At 57.0% G+C, this 22,085-nt stretch carries 20 protein-coding genes; 16 read left to right on the forward strand and 4 right to left on the reverse strand.

Annotation, left to right across the window (positions count from 1 at the left end; all coding sequences use genetic code 11):
* The first annotated feature begins 289 nt into the window (after positions 1-289).
* The 12 genes from EXR70_18340 to EXR70_18395 all read left to right on the forward strand — a co-directional run bounded on the left by EXR70_18340 (position 290) and on the right by EXR70_18395 (position 12,636).
* A complete protein-coding gene (locus EXR70_18340) occupies positions 290-760 on the forward strand; it encodes a hypothetical protein (protein ID MSP40453.1) in 471 nt (156 codons plus the stop codon).
* Positions 761-879: 119 nt separating this feature from the next.
* Positions 880-1,734 carry a flagellar biosynthesis protein FlgM gene (locus EXR70_18345; protein ID MSP40454.1) on the forward strand — a complete coding sequence of 285 codons (855 nt, stop codon included), beginning with the start codon at positions 880-882 and terminating at the stop codon, positions 1,732-1,734.
* Positions 1,735-2,029: 295 nt separating this feature from the next.
* Complete coding sequence (locus EXR70_18350) at positions 2,030-2,956, forward strand: hypothetical protein (protein MSP40455.1); 927 nt, start codon at positions 2,030-2,032, stop codon at positions 2,954-2,956.
* On the forward strand, positions 2,953-5,460 hold the full coding sequence (locus tag EXR70_18355) for a hypothetical protein (GenBank protein MSP40456.1): 2,508 nt from the start codon (positions 2,953-2,955) through the stop codon (positions 5,458-5,460). Before EXR70_18350 ends, EXR70_18355 begins: the two co-directional genes overlap by 4 nt.
* Positions 5,461-5,505: 45 nt before the next feature.
* Entirely contained in the window at positions 5,506-6,291 is a 786-nt protein-coding gene (locus EXR70_18360) for an ABC transporter permease (protein MSP40457.1), read from the forward strand.
* Entirely contained in the window at positions 6,273-7,085 is an 813-nt protein-coding gene (locus EXR70_18365; GenBank protein ID MSP40458.1) for an ABC transporter permease, read from the forward strand. Before EXR70_18360 ends, EXR70_18365 begins: the two co-directional genes overlap by 19 nt.
* Before the next feature lie 2 nt (positions 7,086-7,087).
* Complete coding sequence (locus tag EXR70_18370) at positions 7,088-7,888, forward strand: ABC transporter ATP-binding protein (protein ID MSP40459.1); 801 nt, start codon at positions 7,088-7,090, stop codon at positions 7,886-7,888.
* Between the two features lie 16 nt (positions 7,889-7,904).
* Positions 7,905-8,966, forward strand: a complete 1,062-nt coding sequence (locus EXR70_18375; GenBank protein ID MSP40460.1) for an ABC transporter substrate-binding protein — start codon at positions 7,905-7,907, stop codon at positions 8,964-8,966.
* Positions 8,967-8,987: 21 nt separating this feature from the next.
* Complete coding sequence (locus tag EXR70_18380; protein ID MSP40461.1) at positions 8,988-9,980, forward strand: ABC transporter substrate-binding protein; 993 nt, start codon at positions 8,988-8,990, stop codon at positions 9,978-9,980.
* On the forward strand, positions 9,949-11,049 hold the full coding sequence (locus tag EXR70_18385) for an ABC transporter substrate-binding protein (GenBank protein MSP40462.1): 1,101 nt from the start codon (positions 9,949-9,951) through the stop codon (positions 11,047-11,049). The genes EXR70_18380 and EXR70_18385 overlap by 32 nt, the downstream gene beginning before the upstream one ends.
* A 13-nt stretch (positions 11,050-11,062) precedes the next feature.
* On the forward strand, positions 11,063-11,452 hold the full coding sequence (locus EXR70_18390; GenBank protein ID MSP40463.1) for a RidA family protein: 390 nt from the start codon (positions 11,063-11,065) through the stop codon (positions 11,450-11,452).
* A 215-nt stretch (positions 11,453-11,667) separates the two neighbouring features.
* Entirely contained in the window at positions 11,668-12,636 is a 969-nt protein-coding gene (locus EXR70_18395; GenBank protein ID MSP40464.1) for a D-2-hydroxyacid dehydrogenase family protein, read from the forward strand.
* A gap of 144 nt (positions 12,637-12,780) precedes the next feature.
* Here the strand turns inward: EXR70_18395 and EXR70_18400 are convergent, their stop codons facing one another.
* Together EXR70_18400 and EXR70_18405 are read right to left on the reverse strand one after the other, a co-directional pair.
* Complete coding sequence (locus tag EXR70_18400; GenBank protein ID MSP40465.1) at positions 12,781-14,049, reverse strand: hypothetical protein; 1,269 nt, start codon at positions 14,047-14,049, stop codon at positions 12,781-12,783.
* 6 nt (positions 14,050-14,055) lie between these two features.
* The gene (locus tag EXR70_18405; protein ID MSP40466.1) at positions 14,056-14,598 is read right to left on the reverse strand and encodes a hypothetical protein; all 543 of its coding nucleotides are present in this window, start codon (positions 14,596-14,598) and stop codon (positions 14,056-14,058) included.
* Between the two features lie 141 nt (positions 14,599-14,739).
* Here EXR70_18405 and EXR70_18410 point away from each other — a divergent pair, with 141 nt between their 5' ends.
* Positions 14,740-16,026 (forward strand): M20/M25/M40 family metallo-hydrolase, encoded by a 1,287-nt coding sequence (locus EXR70_18410; protein ID MSP40467.1) that lies wholly within the window; start codon positions 14,740-14,742, stop codon positions 16,024-16,026.
* Between the two features lie 98 nt (positions 16,027-16,124).
* Here EXR70_18410 and EXR70_18415 read toward each other — a convergent pair whose 3' ends face one another.
* The gene (locus EXR70_18415) at positions 16,125-16,652 is read right to left on the reverse strand and encodes a hypothetical protein (protein MSP40468.1); all 528 of its coding nucleotides are present in this window, start codon (positions 16,650-16,652) and stop codon (positions 16,125-16,127) included.
* Between the two features lie 361 nt (positions 16,653-17,013).
* On the opposite strand from EXR70_18415, the gene EXR70_18420 reads away from it, so the two are divergent.
* Positions 17,014-18,372 (forward strand): MmgE/PrpD family protein, encoded by a 1,359-nt coding sequence (locus tag EXR70_18420; GenBank protein MSP40469.1) that lies wholly within the window; start codon positions 17,014-17,016, stop codon positions 18,370-18,372.
* A gap of 16 nt (positions 18,373-18,388) precedes the next feature.
* Here EXR70_18420 and EXR70_18425 read toward each other — a convergent pair whose 3' ends face one another.
* On the reverse strand, positions 18,389-19,024 hold the full coding sequence (locus EXR70_18425; protein ID MSP40470.1) for a hypothetical protein: 636 nt from the start codon (positions 19,022-19,024) through the stop codon (positions 18,389-18,391).
* Positions 19,025-19,501: 477 nt separating this feature from the next.
* On the opposite strand from EXR70_18425, the gene EXR70_18430 reads away from it, so the two are divergent.
* Together EXR70_18430 and EXR70_18435 are read left to right on the forward strand one after the other, a co-directional pair.
* Complete coding sequence (locus tag EXR70_18430) at positions 19,502-20,467, forward strand: ABC transporter substrate-binding protein (protein ID MSP40471.1); 966 nt, start codon at positions 19,502-19,504, stop codon at positions 20,465-20,467.
* Between the two features lie 415 nt (positions 20,468-20,882).
* A complete protein-coding gene (locus EXR70_18435) occupies positions 20,883-21,854 on the forward strand; it encodes an ABC transporter substrate-binding protein (protein ID MSP40472.1) in 972 nt (323 codons plus the stop codon).
* Positions 21,855-22,085: the final 231 nt, after the last annotated feature.

The raw sequence follows: 22,085 nt of genomic DNA on the forward strand, positions 1-22,085 counted from the left end.
GCCTCAACCACGGTGATCTCGCTGCGATATACTCGTTGAATTACGTCTAGTCGTTTCTCGTCTTTCATTGTCAGGGTTGTCATCCTTCCACCCTGACATAATTACGTTGCCGTTAACCCCTGACATAATCACTTTGCTACAACACACACGGCACATTTCGCTTGACAGCAGCCGCCGCTCTCCGCTATTTCCGTTGCAGATAATTTAGTTTGGCGTGAATGAGGCAGTGACGGATTTCGTCTAACCGAGCAAACGGCGGATAACCCGCCAAAAACAAGAAGGAGGATTCATGAAAAAGTTATTGTTAGTGCTGGCACTTTGGTTCGCGCTGGTCGGCGCGGCGTTGGCGGCGGTGAATATCAACACCGCGTCGAAGGACGAGTTGGTTTCGCTCAAGGGCATCGGCGACAAGAAGGCCCAGGCGATCATCGACTACCGCAAGAAAAATGGCGACTTCAAAAGCGTCGACGATCTGGAGAAAGTCGACGGCATCGGCCCCGGCACGATGAAGCAGATCCGAGCGCAGTTGAGCACCAGCGGCAAAACGACGATCGACAAGCCGGAAAAAGCGACCAAAGCCAAAGGCGACGCCATGAAGTCGGATAAAGGCATGGAAAAATCCAAAGCCGACGACAAGTCCAAAGGCGCCATGGAAAAGAAAGCCGACACCAAGATGGAAAAGAAGTCGGCGGAGAAAGAAACCAAGAAGGCCGCGGACACCAAGGGCGGCAAAGACGAGAAAAAAGCCGAAAAGAAATAATCACGATCCGAACGATGAAAAACCCCGCTGGCGGCGACGCAGCGGGGTTTTTCTTTTCTCGCGGCGAATTTCGCCAGTAAACCAATCGATCCGGCGATAAAATCACGGGAGCAAGAGCTATGCGCCTCGACGACGAACAGGAAAGTCAGAACGTAGAAGACCGGCGCGGCTCGCGCGTCGCCACAGGCGTCGCCGGCGGCGGCATCGGAACAATCGCACTGGTACTGATCGCCATGTTCTTCGGCATCGACCCGAGCGCGATCCTGCAAGGCAATTTGCAATCCACCGTCAATGAACCGGCGCCCAGCGCGCGCCAAACCGGCGTGCGCGACGAAGGGCGCGAGTTTATCTCCCGCGTCCTCGGCAGCACCGAACATACTTGGGGCGAAATTTTCCGGCGCGGCGGCAAACAATACATCGAACCCAAGCTCGTACTCTTCACCGGCCAGGTTCAGTCCGCTTGCGGTTTTGCGTCGGCGGCGTCCGGCCCGTTTTATTGCGGCAACGACCAGAAAGTTTATATAGACCTTTCCTTCTACCGCGAACTGCGCGAGCGCTTCCAAGCGCCGGGCGATTTCGCGCAGGCCTACGTCGTCGCCCACGAAGTCGGCCACCATGTGCAAAACCTGCTCGGCATCATGGGCAAGATCCAAGCGCGACAACAGCGCGCCAGCGAGCGCGACGCCAACGCGCTGTCAGTGCGGCTGGAATTGCAAGCCGATTGTCTCGCCGGGATCTGGGCGAGCTTCGCCAACCGCGAGAAAAAGATTCTCGAACCGGGCGACATCGAAGAAGGTTTGAACGCCGCGGCGCAGATCGGCGACGACACGCTGCAAAAACGTGGACAAGGCCACGTCGTCCCCGAAAGCTTCACCCACGGCAGCGCCGAACAGCGCGTGCGTTGGTTCCGCGCCGGCATCCAGAGCGGCGATTTGAAGCAGTGCGACACCTTCGCTAGCAGAGCGGTTTCGTAACAAATACGGAACCGATGCGCGCAGCGCATCCTACCAAACCTACATTCTCTGAATTGAAGACGGGCGCAGCGTGCTGCGCCCCTACAAATGGCGAATCCTTTTTTGCGTTCTTTGCGGCAATATCCCGAGACCGAATCTCCTCCTCTGTGATCTCCGTGGCCTCCGTGGTGAATCCGATTCTTCCACCACCGCAGACAATTGTTCAGCTCTCCCTTGACTTGCCCAGGAATTCTCGGAAAATACTCGCAGGTTCGATCATGCAGTGCGGGACAATCCTTTCACGCTGAAATCCATTTTGAGATATATTCCCTCAATACGACTGTTAGCGCTTGGCGTGATCCTCGCCGCGCTTTCGCTTTCATTGTCTGGCTGCGGCGCGCGCACCGTCGCGACCGAAGCGCGCTATGCGCCGGCGGGCGACTTGCTCGACATCGTCAAAGACTTTCAGCGCTTAGCGCGCGAAGATACTTACCGCTTTTCCATCCCCAAAGACGTCACCGGCATCAACATCATGAAGGCGACGCTGATCCGCCTAGACGATTACGAGCGCAAGAACCGCGGCCAATTCGCTGACATCGTGCAGTATAACAAAGCTCTCGCCCTTGAGCGCTTGCGCGAGTACGATCAAGCCATCGCGCTTTATCGCAAAGTCGCCGAGACCGAAGGGCGCTTGAGCGGTGAAGCGGTGAAGAATGCCGAGGCGCTGGATAATTTCCTGCGCATCTTCGACCGCGCGATTTCGAGCGACGATCCATTTAAATATATCGCCGGCCTGGACGAAAAGGTCGCCGCCTGGAACGCGCTGATTAAAAAGCATCAGGGTACGCCCTACGAGTTCATGGCGCGGGTCGAGGAAGAGCGCATCGACCGCGCCAAAGTCGCCTTCGTCGAAGCCAACCGCAGCCGGTTGAAGGAAGGCAACCAGTTAACCATCGTCGGCTACAGCCAACTGGTGACCAAACATCAGCAGAGCAAGAACGGTCAACGCTTCTTACTCGACTTCGGCGACTTCTATTTGATCCTTGCAAAAGAATACGTCGCCCAGTACGATCCTGAAGGTTTAGCGTTCGATTCCAAAGTCTTGGACCCGTTGGTTAAATCCGCTCTCAAGCTTTATTCCGAAGTGGCCCAGACCGACGGCGCGGTGGAAAAACTCGAAGCCCAGGGAAAAATTGAAGCGCTGCGCGGCTTCATGGAAAAAATAACGAGACTCAACCGATGACGCGCCGAATCTTCGCGATCCTGTTCGCTCTATGTCTAGCGCCGTTAACCAGCGGCAACAGCCAAGAACTCGGTCTCGACAAAATATTGAATCCCCTGCCCGAGTTCGATCCCTTCGAAAAAGCCAACAGCGCGCCGCAGTTTTTTCCCGACGACACCGACAAGCGCGCCCGCGAGCTGTTGATTGACGCCCTGACCGGCAACAAAGACGGCTTGGCGCCGCATTTGAAAGCGCTGCAAAGCGAAGACGCCAAGCTGCAAAAGCAACACGGCACGGTCACCGGTCTCGCCGAACACGCCCAGGACTTGCTCAACAATACGATCGCCGATCGCGAACGCTACATCGCCGCGCAAAAGGATGCGATCAATAACAGCACCACGCCGGCGCGAAAAAAATATTTGGCAGCGATCGTCGACCGCGACGATCTCAATCAGTCCGACCAACTCATGCGTCAGAGCTCGACTAATTTTTTTGGCGGGCTGGCCAACCGCCTGCTGAGTTCTATCGATTTAGTTGGCGTCGCCTCGGGCAATTTCATCGGCGCCGCCGCGGAAACCGCGGTGAGCCAGCTCTATGCATTAATGGATAAAGATATGCCGGCGGAAGAGCGGCGCGCCTTGGCGCGCGACCTCGATCATCTCAAACGCTTTCCCGACGATCCGCGCAATGCCGCGATCGTCAAACAAGTCGAAGCCCTCGACAAAAAGAAAAAAGCCGCCCTGGCGGCCAAACAGATCGTCAACGCCAACCAAGCCTTGGCCAAAGGCGATTTTCCCCGCGCGCAATTTCACGCCGACCTTGCGTCGCTCTTGGAGCCGGCATCCAAGGACGCGGAAAATATCCGCCAGCAAGCCGAAAAAGCGCTCAGCCAATTAGACGCCGCGCGCAAACCCGCTTTAACGGCAAAAGTCGAAACCAACGCGAGCGCCGAACAAAAAGCCCAACAAGCCGACATCGCGCGCCTGCTGCAAGCTTTGTCGCTGCGCGATAGCAACCAGATCCAGCGCGTCGCCGTCGAGCTCGATCGCAAGTATCGCGGCAAACCTCTGGCCGATGCGGCGCGGGACGCCGAAGCGGTGGGGTTGGAAATCAAAGGTTGGCACGAAGCGGCGAAAAAAGCCGTCGCGGAAATCGCCAAGTCGACGGTCAATCCCGAACTTAAGCAACGCGCCAACGCGCTCTTGCAAAGCCCTGAATACAATCTGCTCACGCCCTTCAACGACGCCCGTAGCGAGCGCCAGCTGGAATCGATGAAGTATGTCTTGCTCGGCGAAAATTTTCTGAGAAAAAATCTCTTGTTCGCCGCCGGCGCCATGGCCGCCGCCGGTCCCGGCGCGGTGGCGACCTTGGGCATGGCCAACGCGGTGATGGTGGGAACCAATTTTTATCAAGTGATGACGAATAACCCGATCTCGGCCCAACCGGTGATCGACGCCGGCGTCGCCTATGTGCGGAGCCACCCCAACTCCGACAATGCTGGTGAAGTTTATAAAATTCTCGCCGACGCCTTCGAAGAACGCGGCCTGTACGACAAGGCGATCGGCTATCACGAACTGGCCAATTCACCGAAAGAAAAAATCGCCGCGCTGCAAGACAAAGCGGCCAAGGCGCTGCTCAACGCCGCGACTAAAAGTGGCGAGCGCGGCGCGCGGGAATATTATCTGACCAGCATCATCGATCAGCATCCCGAATCGGCGTCGGCTGCCGAAGCGACCAAGAAGCTCGCCGAACTGGCCAAGGAAGAGAATCAGGGCATGCGCATGAGCAAGCAGTTTTTGCTCGAACATCCCGAACTCTACGGCCCCCACGGCCTCGGCCTCAAGGCCAGCCTGTTCGACGGCAACCCGAACAACATGGAGATCGCCGAGCGCGGCGTTAACTTGATCAGCGACAACGAAATGTTGGTCTACTATCAAACCCCCTGGGGCGTGCGCAGCCAAAACTATCCGCTGGCGAAATCGGTGAGCGCTCGTTTCTTCGTCACTCTGCGGGAAAAAAATCTTCAAGTCGCCATGGCCGACGTCAACCAGCGCGCCCGCGACAGCGTCGGCGGCATCAAGAATCTGCCCGGCGCCATCGTCCGCGCCGAGCGCGAACGGCGTGGCGCCAATCGCGAGGTGCGCGCCGAGGACAACTCCATGCTGAGTTTGGTCCGTGAAGCCGGGCCCGCCGGCTATGCGAAAGTGTTGGATGCCCAGATGCTCAGCGACAACGAGCGCGATCCCGGCAGCAAGTATCAGATGCCGCCAGTTTCCGGCAGCATTTCGGCGAGTCGATTCAGTCTATCCGGCGGACTGCCGACCGGCCTGTGGGGCAATCAACTGGCCATCGGCAGCGATCGCGGCGGCGCCTTCGCCGGTGTGCAACTGCCGATCCCGCTCCTCGAAGGATTCATTCCCGTCGACTTCATGGTCCAAGGCCGCCCCGGCGGCATTTCGATTTACCCGCGCCTACGTACGAGCGCCGAGGCCGGCGCCGGCGCCGACCCCGAACTTTATCGCTGATGAAATTCCCGGCAAATCCACGGCGATATAATTGATCGCTAACCGATGAGCTTGTTACCAGTTCGAAAAGAAATCTCCCGCGGCGCCATTTCCATCTTGGCCGGCGTCGCGCTTTGGGAAATCCTGGCGCGCGCGTTGCTGGAAAACGAACTGTTGATCCCGCCGCCGAGCAGCATCGCCAGAACATTTTGGACACTCGCCGCCAGCGGCCAATTGAACAAACATTTCGCCGCCACCGCCACGGAATTTATTTACGGCTTCAGCGCCGCCTGCGTTGTCGGCGTCCTGCTCGGTTACTTGATGGGCATGTACCGCTGGTTCGACGAGATCATGGACCCGTGGATGGCGGCACTCTATTCGATCCCGGTGATCGCACTTGTGCCGATGATCATCATCTGGTTCGGCATCGGTATATTGTCTAAAATCGTCGTGGTTTTCAAAATCACTCTGGTGGCGATCATTTTGAATACCGCGGCCGGGATAAAAAACTTGGACCCTGTTTGGTTGGAATTGGCCCAGTCCATGCGCCTATCGAGCTGGCAGACCACTTATAAGATTCGTCTACCCGGCGCTCTGCCTTTTATCATCACCGGCATGCGCTTGGGCGTCGGCCGCGCGCTCCTCGCCGTCGTGGTCGCGGAATTGATGGCATCGAATGCCGGCCTGGGCTATTTACTGCGAGAGTCGTCGGAGACTTGGGATAGCCCGAAACTTTTCGTCACGGTGATCATGCTCGCGGTCATCGGCCTGACCAGCTTTAATTTAATCAAGCGCTTCGAGAAACGCATGGCGCCCTGGCGCCAGAGCGCTGAATGGTCGGCGGATTCTTAACGCCGCCGCAAGCAATGAACCAAGATCAACGCAATCTAGTTTCAATTTTTCTCCGGCTCGGCTCCGTGCTCACCGGCCTCATCGGCTGGCATTACTTGGCCGTGGTCATCAAAGACGCCGGCATCCTGGTTTCGCCGCTGGAAGTCGTCAGCAAAGCTTATGAAATGATGATCACCACCGGCGAACTTTATCCGCATCTGTTGGCCAGCTCGGTGATATTTTTTTACGGCTTTGTCCTGGCGGTCATCGTCGGCGTGCCGCTGGGCTTCGTCATGGCCTTGAGTCCGCTGGTGCGCGACTACGTCAATCCCTGGATGACCACGCTTTATACCGCGCCGCGCATCGCCTTCGCGCCGGTACTGCTCCTTTGGTTCGGCATCGGCGCGGGATCGAAAATCGCCATTGTCTTTTTGGGCTGCGTCTTTCCCGTGCTGATCAATTCTTATTACGGTATGCGCGTGGTCAACCGCGAGTATGTCGAACTGGCGCGCTCCTATCGCTTGGGCCGCTGGGCGCTATTTAGAAAAATCCTTTTGCCCGCGTCGGTGCCGTACATTCTCGCCGGCGTGCGCTTGGCCATCGGACGCGGCCTCACCGGCGTCGCCATCGCCGAATGGTTCGGCGCCACCGAAGGGCTCGGCTATTTGATCTTCTTCGCCGGCCAGACCTTGAATATACCGACGCTGTTCGTCGGCGTCACGGTGTTCGCGGCGCTGGGGATACTCGGTTTCGAAATCGTCCGGCGCGTCGAGAATTATGCCACGCCCTGGCGCGGACAAGCGCAAGGAAATTGACCATGGCCGCGCCCGTCCTAGAGCTACGCAACTTGAACAAGGAAATTCCCCGGCCAGGAAAAGCGCCGTTCGAGATTTTTCGCAACATCAATCTCACCGTGCGCGAAGGCGAGTTCGTCAGCATCGTCGGCCCGAGCGGCTGCGGCAAGACCACCATGCTGCGCGTCGTCAACGGCCTCATGCCCCATTCCGGCGGCGAGATTTTACTCGACGGCAAAGCCGCCGACCGAGTGAGCGACCAACTTTTGATGGGCTTCGTCTTTCAAGGCGCGTCGCTGCTGCCTTGGCGCACTAGTTTGAAAAATGTTTTACTCGGTCTCGAAGGGCGCGGCCGCAACGGCAAAGACGCCGAGCAAATCGCCAAAAAATTTCTCAACTTAGTAGGATTGAACGGTTTTGAAAACAATTATCCGCACGAACTCTCCGGCGGCATGCAGCAGCGCGTCAATCTCGCCCGCGCCTTGGCGGTCAACCCGCGAATCTTGCTGATGGACGAACCCTTCGCCGCCCTGGATGCCCAGACCCGCAGCTTCATGCAGCTGGAGCTGCTGCGCATCTGGGCCGAGACCAAGAAAACCGTGATCTTCGTCACCCACATGATCGCCGAAGCGATCTTGCTCTCCGACCGCGTCATCGTCTTCAGCCACCGCCCCGGCACGATAAAATCTGAATTCGACATCCCCTTGCCGCGTCCAAGGGACATGGATATTAAATCCGATCCGCAATTTCTGCACCTGGAAAATCAAATCTGGAAACAAATCGAGCAGGAAGTCAAATCCGCCGGCGGCTTTTCCCAGCTGTGAAGAATGGAGTACTGGAGTGATGGAGTATTGGACCGACTGGAAAGATAAAAGGAGATTTATGCGTAATCGTAAAACCTTGCTCACTCGCTACCTCCGAGTTCTGACTATTGCCTATTGCCTGCTGCCTATTGCCTCCCCCGCCGCCGACGCCCCGCTAAAAAAAGTTCGCTTCGTCCAGAGCGGCCACACGTCATCGAGCTGGCCGATCTACGTCGCCCAGCAAAAAAAGTTCTTGGAGAAAAACGGTCTCGATCTCGAAGTCATCATCATCCCGAGCTCGCCCAATTTGGTCCGCGCCGTGATGAGCGACAGCGTGCCGATGGGACGGATCAATCCCGATTACATCATCGCCGGCATCGAAAAGGGCGCCAAACTAAAAATCGTCAGCGGCATTCAAGATAAAATCGCCTACGACTTGATGGCCCGGCCGGAAATCAAAACCGGCGCCGATTTGAAAGGCAAAACCATCGGCGTCAGCTCGCTCACCAGCGGCACGACGCTGATGCTCGAAGAAGTTTTGGAGAGAGCCTACAAGCTCAAGGAAGGCGATTATCAATACTTGGTCGTCGGCACTTCGCCGCAGCGCTACAACGCCCTCAAAGGCGGCTCGGTGCAAGCCACGTTTATGGGCGCGCCGTTCAATTTCGCCGCGGCGCGGGAGGGCTTTCATAAATTGATCACCTTTCACGAGATCCTCGGACCGATTCAGTTCACCGTCGACTTCGTGCATCAAGATTACCTCAAGAACCATCGCGACGAGATCCTACGCTATTTGAAATCGACCATCGAGTCGACCCAATGGCTGTACGACAAAAAGAACAAGGAAGAAGCGCTGGCGATTCATATGAAAGCGTTGAAGAGCAAGCGCGACGCCGCCGAGCAAGACTATAAATTCATGATCGAAGAGTTCCAGCCCTTCACCCGCAGCGGCGCAGTGGTAAAAACCGCCTGGGACAAGACCATGGAGTTGCGCGCCAAGGAAGGCATCTACAAAGGCAAAAAAATTCCGCCCATGAGCGACTACGTCGACGCGTCGATCATCGAAGAAGCGCAAAAGCTCGCGGGCTTCAAACCGTAGGCAATTTTCGAAAGGTGTGACATGAGAAAAAACTTCGTCGCATTGGTCCTATCGGTCCTATTCTGCGCCACCGCGGCGCACAGCCAGACGCTGAAGCGAATCCGCATCGGCTACCCGTCCTTGAGCTTTCGCCAGAGCAACGTCTGGGTCGCCCGCGAAGTCGGCCTGTTCACCAAGTACGGCTTGGATGTCGAGCCGATTTTTTTGCGCGGCGGCCAGATGGCGACCCAAGCTTTGGTCGCCGGCGATCCGCCGATCGTCAACATCGGCACCGTCGTACAGGCCGGTCTGCAAGGCTACAACCTGGTGCTGGTGGCCGCCGTCGAAACCAAATACGATCAGATCATTTTCACCCGCAAAGGCATCAACAAGCTCGAAGAACTGAAGGGCAAAAAATTCGGCATCAGCGGTTATGGTTCGGCGACCCACAATGCGGCGAACATTCTGTTCCAGCACCTCAAATTAGAGATCAACAAGGAAGTCACGCTGGTTCCCGCCGGACCGGATGCGGAACGCTTGGGTGCCATGCTCGCGGGCCGGATCGATGCGACATTCTTCACATCGTCAGCGGCGGCGCCGGCGCGAACAAATGGTTTCCTAGAGCTGTTCTCCGTCGCCGATTTGGGTGTTGAAGTGCAAGGCAATGGACTGGCCACGTCTCGTAGTTACATAGCGAGTAACCGCGACACCGTGAAAAATACCCTCAAGGGATTCGTCGAAGCGATTTATTTCGTCTACGCCAATAAAAAAGAGGCGCAGCGGGTGTTCGCCAAATACATGCGCACCAACGATCCAGAGATGCTCGAAGATTCTTACAACGGCTACATCAAGTGGATTCCCAAAAAACCTTATCCCACTCTCAAAGGTATCCAATACATGCTCGATCTCCTGGCGCCGCAAATACCTCAGGCGAAAAACGCCAAGCCCGAGCAGTTCGTCGACCTGAGTTTTCTCCAAGAGCTAGAGAAGGAAGGCTTCTTCAATGAAATGGCGAAACGCTATCCGAGCAAATAACAAGATTGGAGTGATGGAGTATTGGAGTAATGGAGTGTTGGGTCGGATCCGGAACCCATCACTCCACCACTCCATTACTCCATCACTCCGGCTACTCTGCTTCGCCGCGATCTTACTCATCGCCGCCTCGGCCCACGCGCAGCCGCTCAAGCGCATCAAGATCGGCTACCCTTCCCTCAGCTTTCGCCAGAGCAATGTTTGGGTGGCGCGCGAGTTGGGTTTGTTCGCCAAGTACGGCTTGGAAGTCGAGCCGATCCTGTTTCGCGGCGGCCAAGTGGCGACTCAAGCGCTAGTCAGCGGCGATCCGCCCATCGTCAACATCGGCACGGTGGTGCAAGCGACGATTCAGGGACATAATCTCGTGCTCGTCGCGGCGGTGGAAACCAAGTATGACTTGATCATCTTCACGCGCCAAGGCATCACCCAACTCGAACAGTTGAAGGGCAAGAAGATCGGCATCACCGGCTTCAATTCGGCGACCCACTACGCGTCAATAATATTAGCCAAACACATCAACGCCGAGCTAAAAGATTTCACTCTAATTCCCGCCGGTCTCGATACCGAACGTATCGCCGCGGTCACCACCGGAGTGCTCGATGCCACTTACATCGCCACCTCGGCGGCGCCACTGGCGCGCCGGGCGGGCTTGAACGAAATGGTATCCGTCGGCGATCTCGGCGTCGAAGTGCAAGGCAACGGCTTCGCCACCTCGCGTGCCTACATCGCCGCCAACCGCGACACGGTGAAAAACGCCCTCAAAGGTTTCGTCGAAGCGATTTATCTGATTTATTCGAATAAACCGGCGGCGCAAAAAGTCTTCGCCAAATATATGCGCAGCAACGATCCGGCGGTGCTGGAAGATTCGTACAACGGCTATATTAAATCGATCCCGAAAAAACCCTACCCGACGTTGAAGGGAATACAGTTCATGCTCGACGTGCTGGCGCCGACGCTGCCCAACGCTAAAAATTTTAAACCGGAGCAATTCGTTGACTTAAGTTTCCTACAGGAGTTAGAAAAGGAAGGCTTCTTCAACGAAATGATCAAACGCTACCCAAGCAAAAACTAAAAGGAGAAACACTATGACACGCAAAACGATCCAACCGAAATCTTTAAGCGACCCGCGCCCGCGCTATTCCCAAGCGATCCAAACCAGCGGCGGCAAGCTGCTCTTCATCGCCGGTCAAACCGCCAGCGACAAAGACGGCAAGGTGGTCGGCAAAGGCAACATCAAAGCCCAAACCGAACAGGTCTACGCCAACATCAAAGCCGTGCTCAAAGCAGCCGGCGGCAGCATCGACAATCTGGTCATGACGACGACCTATATTGTCGACCGGAAATATCGTCCAGGCTACAATGAAGTGCGCATGAAACAGTACGGAAAGAACGCGCCGACCAGCACGCTGGTGATCGTCAAAGGCTTGGCGGATCCGGACTATTTGATCGAGATCGAAGGTATCGCGGTGCTCTAGGAGAAAGCGTGATCGTGGTTCGTGATTATCATGAGCCACAATCCAACGTCGGGGCGGGTCGCGACCCGCCCTCTTCGTCGATCCATCATAATCAACTCGGCTTTTCGCGATCGGGGTACGAACCCCGCTCGCGACCAAAGGGGATGCTCGCCCCCTTTGGAAACCCCATTTAGTTGTGCCCGCCGCAAGCAACGGGGAATATTAGATTAAAGTTTATGAAGATTACCGTTCTCGACGACTATCAGCATGCCATCGGGCCGACATCGGCGATCGCCCGACTACGCGCGAAAGCCGAAGTGCAGATTTTTACCGACAAGCTCGCGAGTGAAGATGAAATCGTTGGCAAACTGAAAGGCTCGCAAGCGATCATCCCGATTCGCGAGCGAACCAAGTTTACCGCCGCGCTTTTACAAAAACTTACCGATCTCGAATACATCTCCCAGACCGGCAACCACGCCTACCACATCGATATGGACGCGGCGACTGCGCGCGGCATCGTCGTAAGCTTGGCGCCCGGCGGCAACAGCACCACGGAATTGACCTTCGGCTTAATGCTCGATGTCATGCGGCGCATTTCCCAGAGCGACCGCGCCATGCGCAACGGCGAGTGGCCGCTGGTTTTGGGCTACGTGCTCAAGGGCAAGACGCTGGGCATCTTGGGACTGGGAAAAATCGGCACCGAAGTCGCGGCCATCGCCCGCGCCTTCGGCATGAAAGTGATCGCCTGGGGGCCGACGCTGACGCAGGAGCGCGCGGCGAAATCCGACGCGACGTTCATGCCGTTAGAAGAAGTGCTACGAAGCGCCGACGTGGTCAGCGTGCATTTAAAATTATCCGAACAAAGCAAAAACTTGTTGAACGCCGAACGGCTGCGCTTGATGAAAAAATCGGCTTATCTAGTCAACACCGCGCGCGGCGCGATCGTCGACGAAATGGCGTTGGTAAAAATCCTCCAAGAGAAAGCCATCGCCGGCGCCGCCCTCGATGTCTTCGTCGAAGAGCCGCTGCCGAAGAATCATCCGATCACGAAGTTAGACAACGTCGTCATCACGCCGCACTTAGGCTGGCCCACCGACTCGGGTTTTCAAGGCTTCGCCGAAAACGCCGTGACAAACATTCTCGACTACATGGAAGGCAAACTCACCCGCGCGCTCAACCCAGAAGCGCTAAAGAATCGGCGATAGGCTTAAGACACGATTCGCCTTCTCCCGGAAATTCCATCTCAGCACGAAGACGCGAAGGACACGAAGGTTTCGGATAAATTAAAATTCCGAACTTCGTGCTCTTCGCGCCTTCGTGGTAAAGAGGAACTTTCTTCCTTGGCCGCACTAGGCGGTAAGTTTGCGCGTGTGAAAAACCTGATTGTCCTGATCGATGAATTCTAGAAATGCCTCGTTGGCGTTGACCTTGGGATCGATGGCGATGCGGGCGAAGTTGAAATTTTGCGCTAGGAAATATTCGTAGCGGCGGTTGGCGCTGTTGGTCACGCGGTTGAGCGGCGCGGCGAGCGGGCCCGCGGTGATGTCGAGCAGCCCGCCGCTGCGGGGAATTTTTGTGATCGCGGCGTAGTGTAAGTCGGCGCTTAAAAACACCACGCCGGAAATTTTTTTCGCGTTGATGAAACCGATAAACTGTTTTCGCTCGGCGCCGTAACCGTCCCAGCGGTCGCTGCCGCCGCCAGACATGGGCACCGGAGTGGCGATGAACTTGAACGTCGCCGTCGAGCGCTGCAAGCTTTCGAACAACCACTCGCGCTGGTTTTGGCCGAGTATCGTCGTGCGCTTGGCGTCGCGGTACTGGCGCGCGTCGAGCAGAAATAACTCCATCGCGCTGCCCCAGCGCGCCGAGCGATAAATCCGCTCCGGCTCCGACGCAGGCCGGCGGATCGGCCAGTAGTCGAGAAACGCTTTGCGGCCGATGGGCGCCAGCGGATGGCTCGGCAAATAGTCGTCGGCCACTTCGTGATCGTCCCAAATGGCGTAGACACTGGTGTCGCGGAAACAATTTTGCGACGCTTGGTCGGCGCGGTTGGCCCGATACTTTTGCCAGAACTCGTCAAGCGTCCGCGCGTCGCCGCCGCGGTCGGCGTAAATGGTATCGCCAAGGTGAAGAAAAAAATCCGGCTTGCGCGCCCGCACCGCGCCCATGATCGAAAACGGTTGATAGCTTTCGCGAGTGTCGCCGCTGAAACAAAAACTCACCTTGGCGTTTTCGCCGGCGCGCGGCGCGGTAACAAAACTGCCCACCGGTCCGAGAGTTTTGCCGCTTACCGAAGCTCGGTAGTAGTAGCGTGTCGCCGGGCGCAAGTTGTCCAAGGGAATATGTGCCGCATTGTCATTACTCGGATGTACCGCGACGAGCGCCGTCGAATTGAATGTGGCAAATGCCGGGTCGACGCCAAACTGGAGCGCCACTTGGCTGCCGGGTTCAGCGCGCACCCACACCAGCGCGCTTTCTGCACTGACATCGCCGCTGACGTAGCTGAGCGATAGGCCGCTGTCGAGATCGCTGCGAATCGCCACCGGCGCGCAGGCTGCCAAACCGGCCATCGACAAGCCCGCCCCGCCCAGGGATTTGAGAAACTCGCGTCGGTTCATGTCCAGCTAGACGTTCAGTTTGTGCCAAATCAAATCGCAGAGCCAGCCCGCCAGCAGCGGAAAGAAAAAACTGACGGCGACGCGAATGGCGACGATTTGCGGCCCAAGGAAGGGAATTTCCCACATGATGATCCTTTGCAGGCCAAACAGCGACCAAGCGCTCAAATAGGCGACCATGGGGCCGACGCCGACGCCCATTTTGTAGAGCGAAGCGATCACCGGGAAGTGGGTCATGGGTCCGCCCGGCGCCACGCCACCGAGACACATGCCGATCAAAATCCCCCGAATGCCCGAGTCGTTGCCCATCCAACTGAGGATCAATTCCTGCGGCACGATCGCCTGGAATAAGCCGGCCAATGTGAACGCCGCGATCATACGCGGGGTGATTTCCAACAGCAACGAACCCGTGGCGTTGAGTCCCTGGTGCGCCGCCGCCGGCGATTTGAGGTAAACCACGATCAGCATGATCGCCGCTGCCGCCATCATGGCAATCGATGAAGTATCCATAGATTTCCTTAGAGAGATGCGCAATTTTTCGGGAATAATCATGAATTATAACTGAGTGAAGCCGTCGAACCGTGACAGTAATGAAGCGAAGGACAATTTTCAAGACGAGTGAGCGCTCAAGTCAGATTGACTTCGATGAAGCCCACGGGTTAGTTAAACAAAACTACTGTTGGAGGAATTTACATGGCCTTTGATAACGACGCAGCGAAAAAAGTATTGGCCCACATCGACCGCAACGAGCTGGCGCAATTGGGCGCCGATCTCACCAGCATTCCCAGCCCCACGGGTCAGGAAAAAGCCATCGGCGAATTTATCTTAAACTGGTTCGAAGCCAACGGTCTGCGCGCCGTGCGCCAAGATGTCGAGTTCGACCGGCCCAACGCCATCGGCGTCGTCAAAGGCGACGGCACGGGCATAAGCCTCGGCTTTAACGGCCACACCGACACCAGCTTCACCGGCACCGAAGAGGACCGCCGCATGGTCGCGATCATGGAACCGCAGTCGGAGCTCGCCGGCAAAATCGTCGGCAACAAAGTTCAAGGGCTTGGCATCTCCAACATGAAAGGCGGCGTCGCCGCCTTCATGATGGCCGGTAAAGCGCTGGCTAAGAGCGGCGTCAAACTCAAAGGCGATGTCATCCTCGCCGCCGTGGTCGGCGAAATCTCGCGCACGCCGGTAGGGCTCTGGCAGACCAAGGAATACCGCGGCGAAGGCGCCGGCACGCGCCACTTGTTGACCCACGGCATGCACTCCGACTACGCCATCTGCTGCGACGGCTCGGACATGACCATCGTCTGGACCCAGAACGGCGTGGTCCAAGTGAAGATCCAAACCTTCGGCAAAGCCGAAGCCGCCTGGGGCACCAACCGCGAAACCCATCCGATGGCGAAGATGAACGCCATCGTGAAAATGACCAAGATCATCGACGCCATCGAGAAATGGGGCACGGCCTTCGAAGCCAACAATGTTTATCAATCCCCCACCGGCCCGCTCTATCCCAAGGTCAACATCGGCGGCATCGAAGGCGGCGCGCCCTACCGGCCCAATTATTTTCCCGGCGTCTGCGCCATCTACGTCGACGTGCGCATGCCGCCGCAAGTGCGCCCTGTGCAGATTCAGTATGAATTGGAAAAAACCTTGAACGCCACCGGCTTGGAATACCAGATGGATATTTACAAATCCTTGCTCGGCCACGAAGGCAAGAATGTCGAACCGCTGGTGCAGTCGTCCGAAGCGGCGTTTCAACATCTGTTCAATGAGAAGATCAAACATGAAGCGCCGGACCGTGCCAGCATCTGGACCGACACCAACGTTTATAACGAACTAGGAATTCCCGCCATCAAGATCGGACCGCGCGGCCGGAGAATAGGCCCGCGCAACGAAGAAATCGACATCGACGTCATGGTCAACGCGGCGCGACTCTACGCGCTGATCGCGTTGGATATTTGCACGCGATCGAGATCCGCGTAGCAAAATCTGTCAAGCCTTAGCAGATCGAAATTTGCATCGATGAAAGGAATCGAGGTCCGCACCAGACGGGGTGCGGACCTCGATCTGAACCGGCGGGATTAGTCGTCGAGCTTGAGCGTGCCCGGAATAAAAACTACATCCGGCTGCAAGCCGCTCACCGACAGCGTCACGGGGTCGCCCACCATCAGCGTGCTGGGATCGCCCGTGCAACTCAAACTATTGACCGGCGGCGTCAGCGGCGCCGGAGTGATCTGGACGAAGGAGCCGTGAAACGACACCCGCTGAAAAGTCTGGGCGCCCTTGACCACGGTCTTGACGATCGGATCGGTGGTCGGCGCCATGGTGCAGGAAACGCCGCCCACGGTAAGCGCCAAATCGGCGCCGGTCGTCAATGACGGCGTGCCGCCGAGAGCGAGCAGCTGGCTAATACCAAACTCCACGCTCACCTTGGACTTGGTGACGCCGTTCTTAGTCTTGGTCCCGGTTTCCACTTCCGCCTCCGCCCTCGTCGTCGCGTCGCGAAATCGCAGCTCGGACTCCAACTCCGAAGCTCTCGCGATGTTCGCCATCGCCAAGGGCGACAGCAACATGCTCGCCACCAATACTGCCGATGTTTTACCTCTCATGCTTCTCCTCCTTATTTCTGTGCCCCCCCAGGGCGTTGTATTGACTGCCAGCGGGGATGGGAGCAAGCGTCGTTCCAACAACAGGTCGATGATCGCTTTGCGCAGGAAAACGCATTCGCTCATCCAGCGCGGGCAATCGCAGTCCGCATCTCACTAACAAAGACACCGCGCCGCGAACACATATGTTGGGAAGGCCTTTTCACCGGACAAGAACATACCGGTTGAAATCAACCAACGCTGGTGGATTTCAACCAACGAAGATAAAATAATCGCGGTCGGTAGTTTGCGGTGAAATACTCGCCATCATGGCGTCAAGCGTTTAACGGCGCGTCAAAGAAGTAATCGGAAGGAAAACAATTTCGTGGACAATCTTACTCGACAGATCGCCAACTTCGCTTACGAATTAAAATATGACCAGCTGCCGGCCGAAGTCGTCACCGCCGCCACGCGCTTTATCGTCGACAGCCTCGCCTGCGCCATCGCCGCTCATGACTGCGAGCCGGTGCGCATGGGCCGGCGCTTGGCGCGCGGCGCGGCGCCGGAAAGATTTCCCGGGCGGATTATCTGCCACGGCGAAATCGCGACGGCCGAGAGCGCGGCGTTCGTCAACACGGCGATGATCCGCAATTTAGATTTTAATGACGAATATCCCGGCGGCCATCCGAGCGACTGCTTGGGCGCGTTCTTCGCCATCGCCGAAGCGGCCAACGCCGACGGCAAAAAGTTAATCGAAAGTCTGGTGATCGCCTACGAACTTTTTCTCCGACTCAGCGACGCCACGCACTTGCGTTACAAAGGTTGGGACCAAGGCTTCGCCGCCGGCATCGGTGCGGCCGCCGGCGTCGGCCATCTGTTGAATATCTCACGCGAACAACTCGCCGAAGCGATCGCCATCGTCACCGTCGCCAACGTGCCCATGCGCAACACCCGCGCCGGCGAACTATCGCTGTGGAAAGGCGTCGCCACGGCGTTCGCGACACGCAACGGCATGTTTGCCGCGCTACTCGCCGGCGAAGGCATGACCGGCGCGGACAAGCCCTTCGAAGGCAAACATGGTCTGTGGGATTTGATCACCGGGCCGTTCGAACTCACGCCCTTGCCCACCGAAGGCGGACCCTATCAGTCGCCGGTGACGCGGCTCAAATATTGGCCGGTGGAATATAACGGCCAACTGCCCGCCTGGGGCGCGGTGGAATTGCGCGGCAAAGTCGACTGGCGCGAACTCAACGATATCGAAATCGGCGTCTATACTTTCTGCTACACCGAGATCGGCAGCGAACCGGAAAAATGGGATCCCAAGACGCGCGAAACCGCCGATCATAGCTTGCCGTATATTTTCGCCAAGGTTTTAGTCGACGGCACGATCACCGTCGCCGCCTTCGAAGAATCTGCCTACCGCGATGAATCGATACGTCCGCTAATGAATAAGATTCGCGTCTATCTCGATAACGAAGTGGACGCGCTTTACCCGAAGACGGTCTCGATGAAAATCAAAGCGACCAAGCAGGACGGCAGCGTCATCGAGATCTGGCCGCGCGACCCGCTGGGACATGTGAACAATCCCATGGGCGACGCACATGTTCGGGCGAAGTTCGGGCAAACAGTCGAAGCCATTTATGGCAAGGAGAAAACCGCGCGAGTGTTGGAGCGGTGGTGGCAGGTCAGCGCCTTGTCGGCGCCGGAGCTAGTCGAAGCGATCGCGTTGTTGACAGTAAAATAATTTACCGTCGATAAATTTATTTCACCGGTTGGCAGAGAATCCCCGCTCCTTCGTCGCTGTTGCCAAACAGACTACAGCGATGGGTCTGGCCTTGCGGCGTGCGCACCGTAGCGAAGGAACCTAAATCGCCGACCAAATATTGGCCGACTTTCGTGCTCAACCCATCGATACCGCGGCCCGCGCCGCTGGATGAAAAGCCATCGATGGCGATGCCGAGCAGCCCGAGCGTCGCGATGCTTTCGATCGTTCCCGCCGTCTCGCCCTGCGCTATCGCCGTGAGCTGAGTTTTTAGCACCGGCCGAAGCCCGGCGATCTCGTCTTCGATGCGCGCCAACTCATCTTGCATCTCTTTCAAGCGATCCGCTTGCAGGTTGGTTTCACGAATCGTCACGACGAATTCGCGCTTGCGCTGATCGAGATCGACCAGGCGATAAAATCCCCCCGAGCCACCCAGCGTACCGGTGATAATCGTCTTCAATTCGTTGGCAGCCCGCTGCCGGTTCGGCCAATTCGACACATTGCCGCCGGAACGCTGCATTTCGCCCTGATACTGTTGGAGGCCGGACAAGAGCGTCGCTTCCCGGCTCAAGGTTCCACTCGCACAGCCAGACAAAACGGACAGGACGATGAATAGATAATTAAATTTCTTCATGGTGTCAGAGTACCATAACCACCGACGGCGCAGAAGGATATTCTTGCCGGCGCGCGCCGTCTTACCTACTCTGCCCGAAGAAATCATCAGGATAACTTGACGCGATTTTGACTGGGACAGACTGCAATATTGCCCTCGCGGTAGCGCAGTCTCGGCTCCCCTCTTTGAAAAAGAGGGGCTGGGGGAGATTTTCTTCACGCCGGTGAAACGCCATCGCCCCAGAGCAGCAACAGGCGGCGACGAAGCAAACCGCCCAGCCACACAATCAAATCCCCCTCGATCCCCCTTTTCCAAAGGGGGAAGGGATCACGCACAGCCATCTGCTCTCAAAAAGGTAAAGCCGGAACAGCACCAGGCAAAATGAATTCCCGTCCAGAAAAACCACGACAACCGAAGAATTCCCCGCGCCAACGGTTGCGCCGAACTCCGTTGCTGGTTACAAGTTAAATACCTCATTTCTATTTAAGGAGACTACCGATGCGAATTCGGGCAAGCGTATTTTTTCTCGCGACAATCTTTTTCACTCCAATCTCGTCAGCCCACGCCCTCGACACCGTCACCGCGGCGCTGACCTCGAAGGCGTTTCAGTACGTGCCGCTGGTGATCGCCCAGGATCGCGGCTACATGAAAGAAGAAGGATTGGAGTTAAAGCTGGTGTTCATGCAGAACGCCGCCGGCCTGCAATCCTTGATCGCCAACGCCGTGCAATTTTCCGGCTCCGGCAGCAGCGCGCTGGTGGCGATCTCCAAAGGCAACGCGCCGCTGAAAACCATGCTGGCGTTCAACGATCAAGTCCTGCAATGGATTGTCGCCCGGCCCAATATCAAAACCCTGCGCGACTTGACCGGCAAGAAAGTCGCCACCACCGGCGTCGCCTCCATCGCCGCGTTCATGTTCAGAAATATTTTGACCAAGCACAACATCCCCAAGGACATCGTGTTGATCGATCCGGGACCGGTCAATCGCCTGCCGTCGCTGCTATCCGGCGCCGTCGACGCCGCCATCGTCAGCCCGGAAGAACGCTATGCCGCGCTCGATCAAGGCATGAAAGATTTATTGTTCATCGGCAAGGAAGTAAAAAATTCCTGGGGCACCTTCGCCACTTCGGACAAATTCATCAAGGAACAGCCCAAGCAGCTTGCCGGCTTCGTCCGCGCCGTGATCAAGGGCCTGCGCGTGGCGCGCCAAGAACGCGAAAGCACCATCGCCGCGATCTCCAAGTTCAGCGAACTCGACCGCGCCCTATCGACACGCATGTACGACGACCTGGTGGGAACCTTCACGAAAAACGGCTACGTCGACGAACAAAGCCAAAAAAATGACCTCGCCATCGTCGCCCAAGTCGCCGACGTCAACGAAGTCATCCCAACCAAGCGCGCCTACGATTTCAGCTTCGCGATCCAAGCCGAGCAACAATTGAACAAGCAGGGGTGGAAACCGTGATGGGTTCCATCCCTCTTCACCGCCATCGAATCTTTTCCGCGTTCATTGCACTGCTATACGAAAACTAACACCAACATGTTTGTCATAGCATGCCGCTAAAATATTCCTGAAGTCGAAGGTTCTCGGATTCGGGAATTCCTCTCGCCAAGGCGCAAAGATGCCAAGTTCGGCAACGTTGTCATTTCGACCCTTGGGAGAAATCTTTCTTAGACCCCTCGTCTCCCCTCGGGATAACGGCCATCGCCCGTCACCTTTGCGACTTGGCGCATTTGCGGGAGATACTCCGAAACAAATTCCGCGAATGGGTGGAGGGCAGCGATACCCATTGTTCCGACGGCTCACGCGAAACTCCTTGCCAAAGACAACGCCGCCGCGCTAAAAGACGGCTAGCTTCGACTGGCCAAGGAGTTTACCCGTGAGCAAATCCTCATTTATCGTTGACATCATTTTCGCGATCGTAGTTTTTTCCTCAACTGTCTACGCTGCCGACACCATCACCGTCGCGCTGACGGCGAAAGCATTTCAGTACACGATTCTGCCCGTGACCCAGGAGCGCGGCTACATGAAGGAAGAGGGTCTCGATATGAAGCTCACCTACATGCAGTCCGGGCCGAGCTTGCAGGCGGTGATGGCCGGCAGCGCGCAATTCTCCGGCGCCGGCAGCAGTGCGCTGGTCGGCATTTCCAAAGGCAACGCGCCGATGAAGACCGTGCTCGCGCTCAACGATCAAGTCTTACAATGGGTGGTCGCCCGGCCCAACGTCGCCGGCCCCGCCGATCTCAAAGGAAAAAAAGTTGCGTCCGCCGGTATCGCTTCACTCGGCACTTTCATGCTCAAGCAGATCCTCGCGACCAAGTACGGCGTCGATGGCAAAGAAGTGATCTTCATCGACCCAGGACCGCTCAACCGCCTGCCCTCGCTCATGTCCGGCGCCGCCGATGCCGCCATCGTCAGCGCCGAGGAACGCTACCAGGCCGTCGAGCAGGGCATGAAAGACTTCATGTACTTGGGGAAGGAACTTAAAAACTCCTGGGGCACCATCGCGACATCGGACCGCTTCATCAAGGAGCAGCCGAAACAAATGTTGGGCTTCGCCCGCGCCATCATCAAAGCACTGCGCTATTTCCGCGCCGACCGCGAAGGCGCCATCGCCGCCGCGGTGAAATTCACCGAGTCCGACCGCACGCTCGTCAGCCGTATGTACGACGACATGGTGAAGTCGTTTACCACCGCGGGTCACGTCGACGAAGAAACCCAGAAAAACGATCTGGCGATCGTCAAACTAGTCGCGGAAGTCAACGAAGTCGTACCCAACAACAAAGCCTACGACTTCAGCTTCGCGCGCCAAGCCGAAGCGCAACTGAACAAACAAGGGTGGAAACCGTAGCGATCAGCGCCGCACCACGGAATGAAGTCTTACGAGCTGAGAACGTTGAATGGCTTTAGGAATTGCCTTCGCGTGTTCGGCCATCTGTCAATGGCGGAGAGAAAATGTGCCAGATAGCGGCGCAATAGTGTACCAGTCAGGTTAAGAGAAAAGGGCTTTGAAGCCCCTGGGGTTTATTGTTGAGCTGGCACGTCGATTTAGATTTTGGTGTTGGGTTCTCCTTCGGTTGGC

Source organism: Deltaproteobacteria bacterium (assembly GCA_009692615.1).
Taxonomy (GTDB): Bacteria; Desulfobacterota; Binatia; order UBA9968; family UBA9968; genus DP-20.

What these genes read in the sequence shown, in the direction of transcription:
- EXR70_18430 (MSP40471.1), top strand. Translation starts at nt 19,502, where the DNA reads ATGCGAATTCGGGCAAGCGTATTTTTTCTCGCGACAATCTTTTTCACT.
- EXR70_18355 (MSP40456.1), top strand. Translation starts at nt 2,953, where the DNA reads ATGACGCGCCGAATCTTCGCGATCCTGTTCGCTCTATGTCTAGCGCCG.
- EXR70_18380 (MSP40461.1), top strand. Translation starts at nt 8,988, where the DNA reads ATGAGAAAAAACTTCGTCGCATTGGTCCTATCGGTCCTATTCTGCGCC.
- EXR70_18360 (MSP40457.1), top strand. Translation starts at nt 5,506, where the DNA reads ATGAGCTTGTTACCAGTTCGAAAAGAAATCTCCCGCGGCGCCATTTCC.
- EXR70_18405 (MSP40466.1), bottom strand. Translation starts at nt 14,598, where the DNA reads ATGATTATTCCCGAAAAATTGCGCATCTCTCTAAGGAAATCTATGGAT.
- EXR70_18425 (MSP40470.1), bottom strand. Translation starts at nt 19,024, where the DNA reads ATGAAGAAATTTAATTATCTATTCATCGTCCTGTCCGTTTTGTCTGGC.
- EXR70_18390 (MSP40463.1), top strand. Translation starts at nt 11,063, where the DNA reads ATGACACGCAAAACGATCCAACCGAAATCTTTAAGCGACCCGCGCCCG.
- EXR70_18410 (MSP40467.1), top strand. Translation starts at nt 14,740, where the DNA reads ATGGCCTTTGATAACGACGCAGCGAAAAAAGTATTGGCCCACATCGAC.
- EXR70_18385 (MSP40462.1), top strand. Translation starts at nt 9,949, where the DNA reads ATGAAATGGCGAAACGCTATCCGAGCAAATAACAAGATTGGAGTGATG.
- EXR70_18415 (MSP40468.1), bottom strand. Translation starts at nt 16,652, where the DNA reads ATGAGAGGTAAAACATCGGCAGTATTGGTGGCGAGCATGTTGCTGTCG.
- EXR70_18395 (MSP40464.1), top strand. Translation starts at nt 11,668, where the DNA reads ATGAAGATTACCGTTCTCGACGACTATCAGCATGCCATCGGGCCGACA.
- EXR70_18340 (MSP40453.1), top strand. Translation starts at nt 290, where the DNA reads ATGAAAAAGTTATTGTTAGTGCTGGCACTTTGGTTCGCGCTGGTCGGC.
- EXR70_18400 (MSP40465.1), bottom strand. Translation starts at nt 14,049, where the DNA reads ATGAACCGACGCGAGTTTCTCAAATCCCTGGGCGGGGCGGGCTTGTCG.
- EXR70_18370 (MSP40459.1), top strand. Translation starts at nt 7,088, where the DNA reads ATGGCCGCGCCCGTCCTAGAGCTACGCAACTTGAACAAGGAAATTCCC.
- EXR70_18345 (MSP40454.1), top strand. Translation starts at nt 880, where the DNA reads ATGCGCCTCGACGACGAACAGGAAAGTCAGAACGTAGAAGACCGGCGC.
- EXR70_18365 (MSP40458.1), top strand. Translation starts at nt 6,273, where the DNA reads ATGGTCGGCGGATTCTTAACGCCGCCGCAAGCAATGAACCAAGATCAA.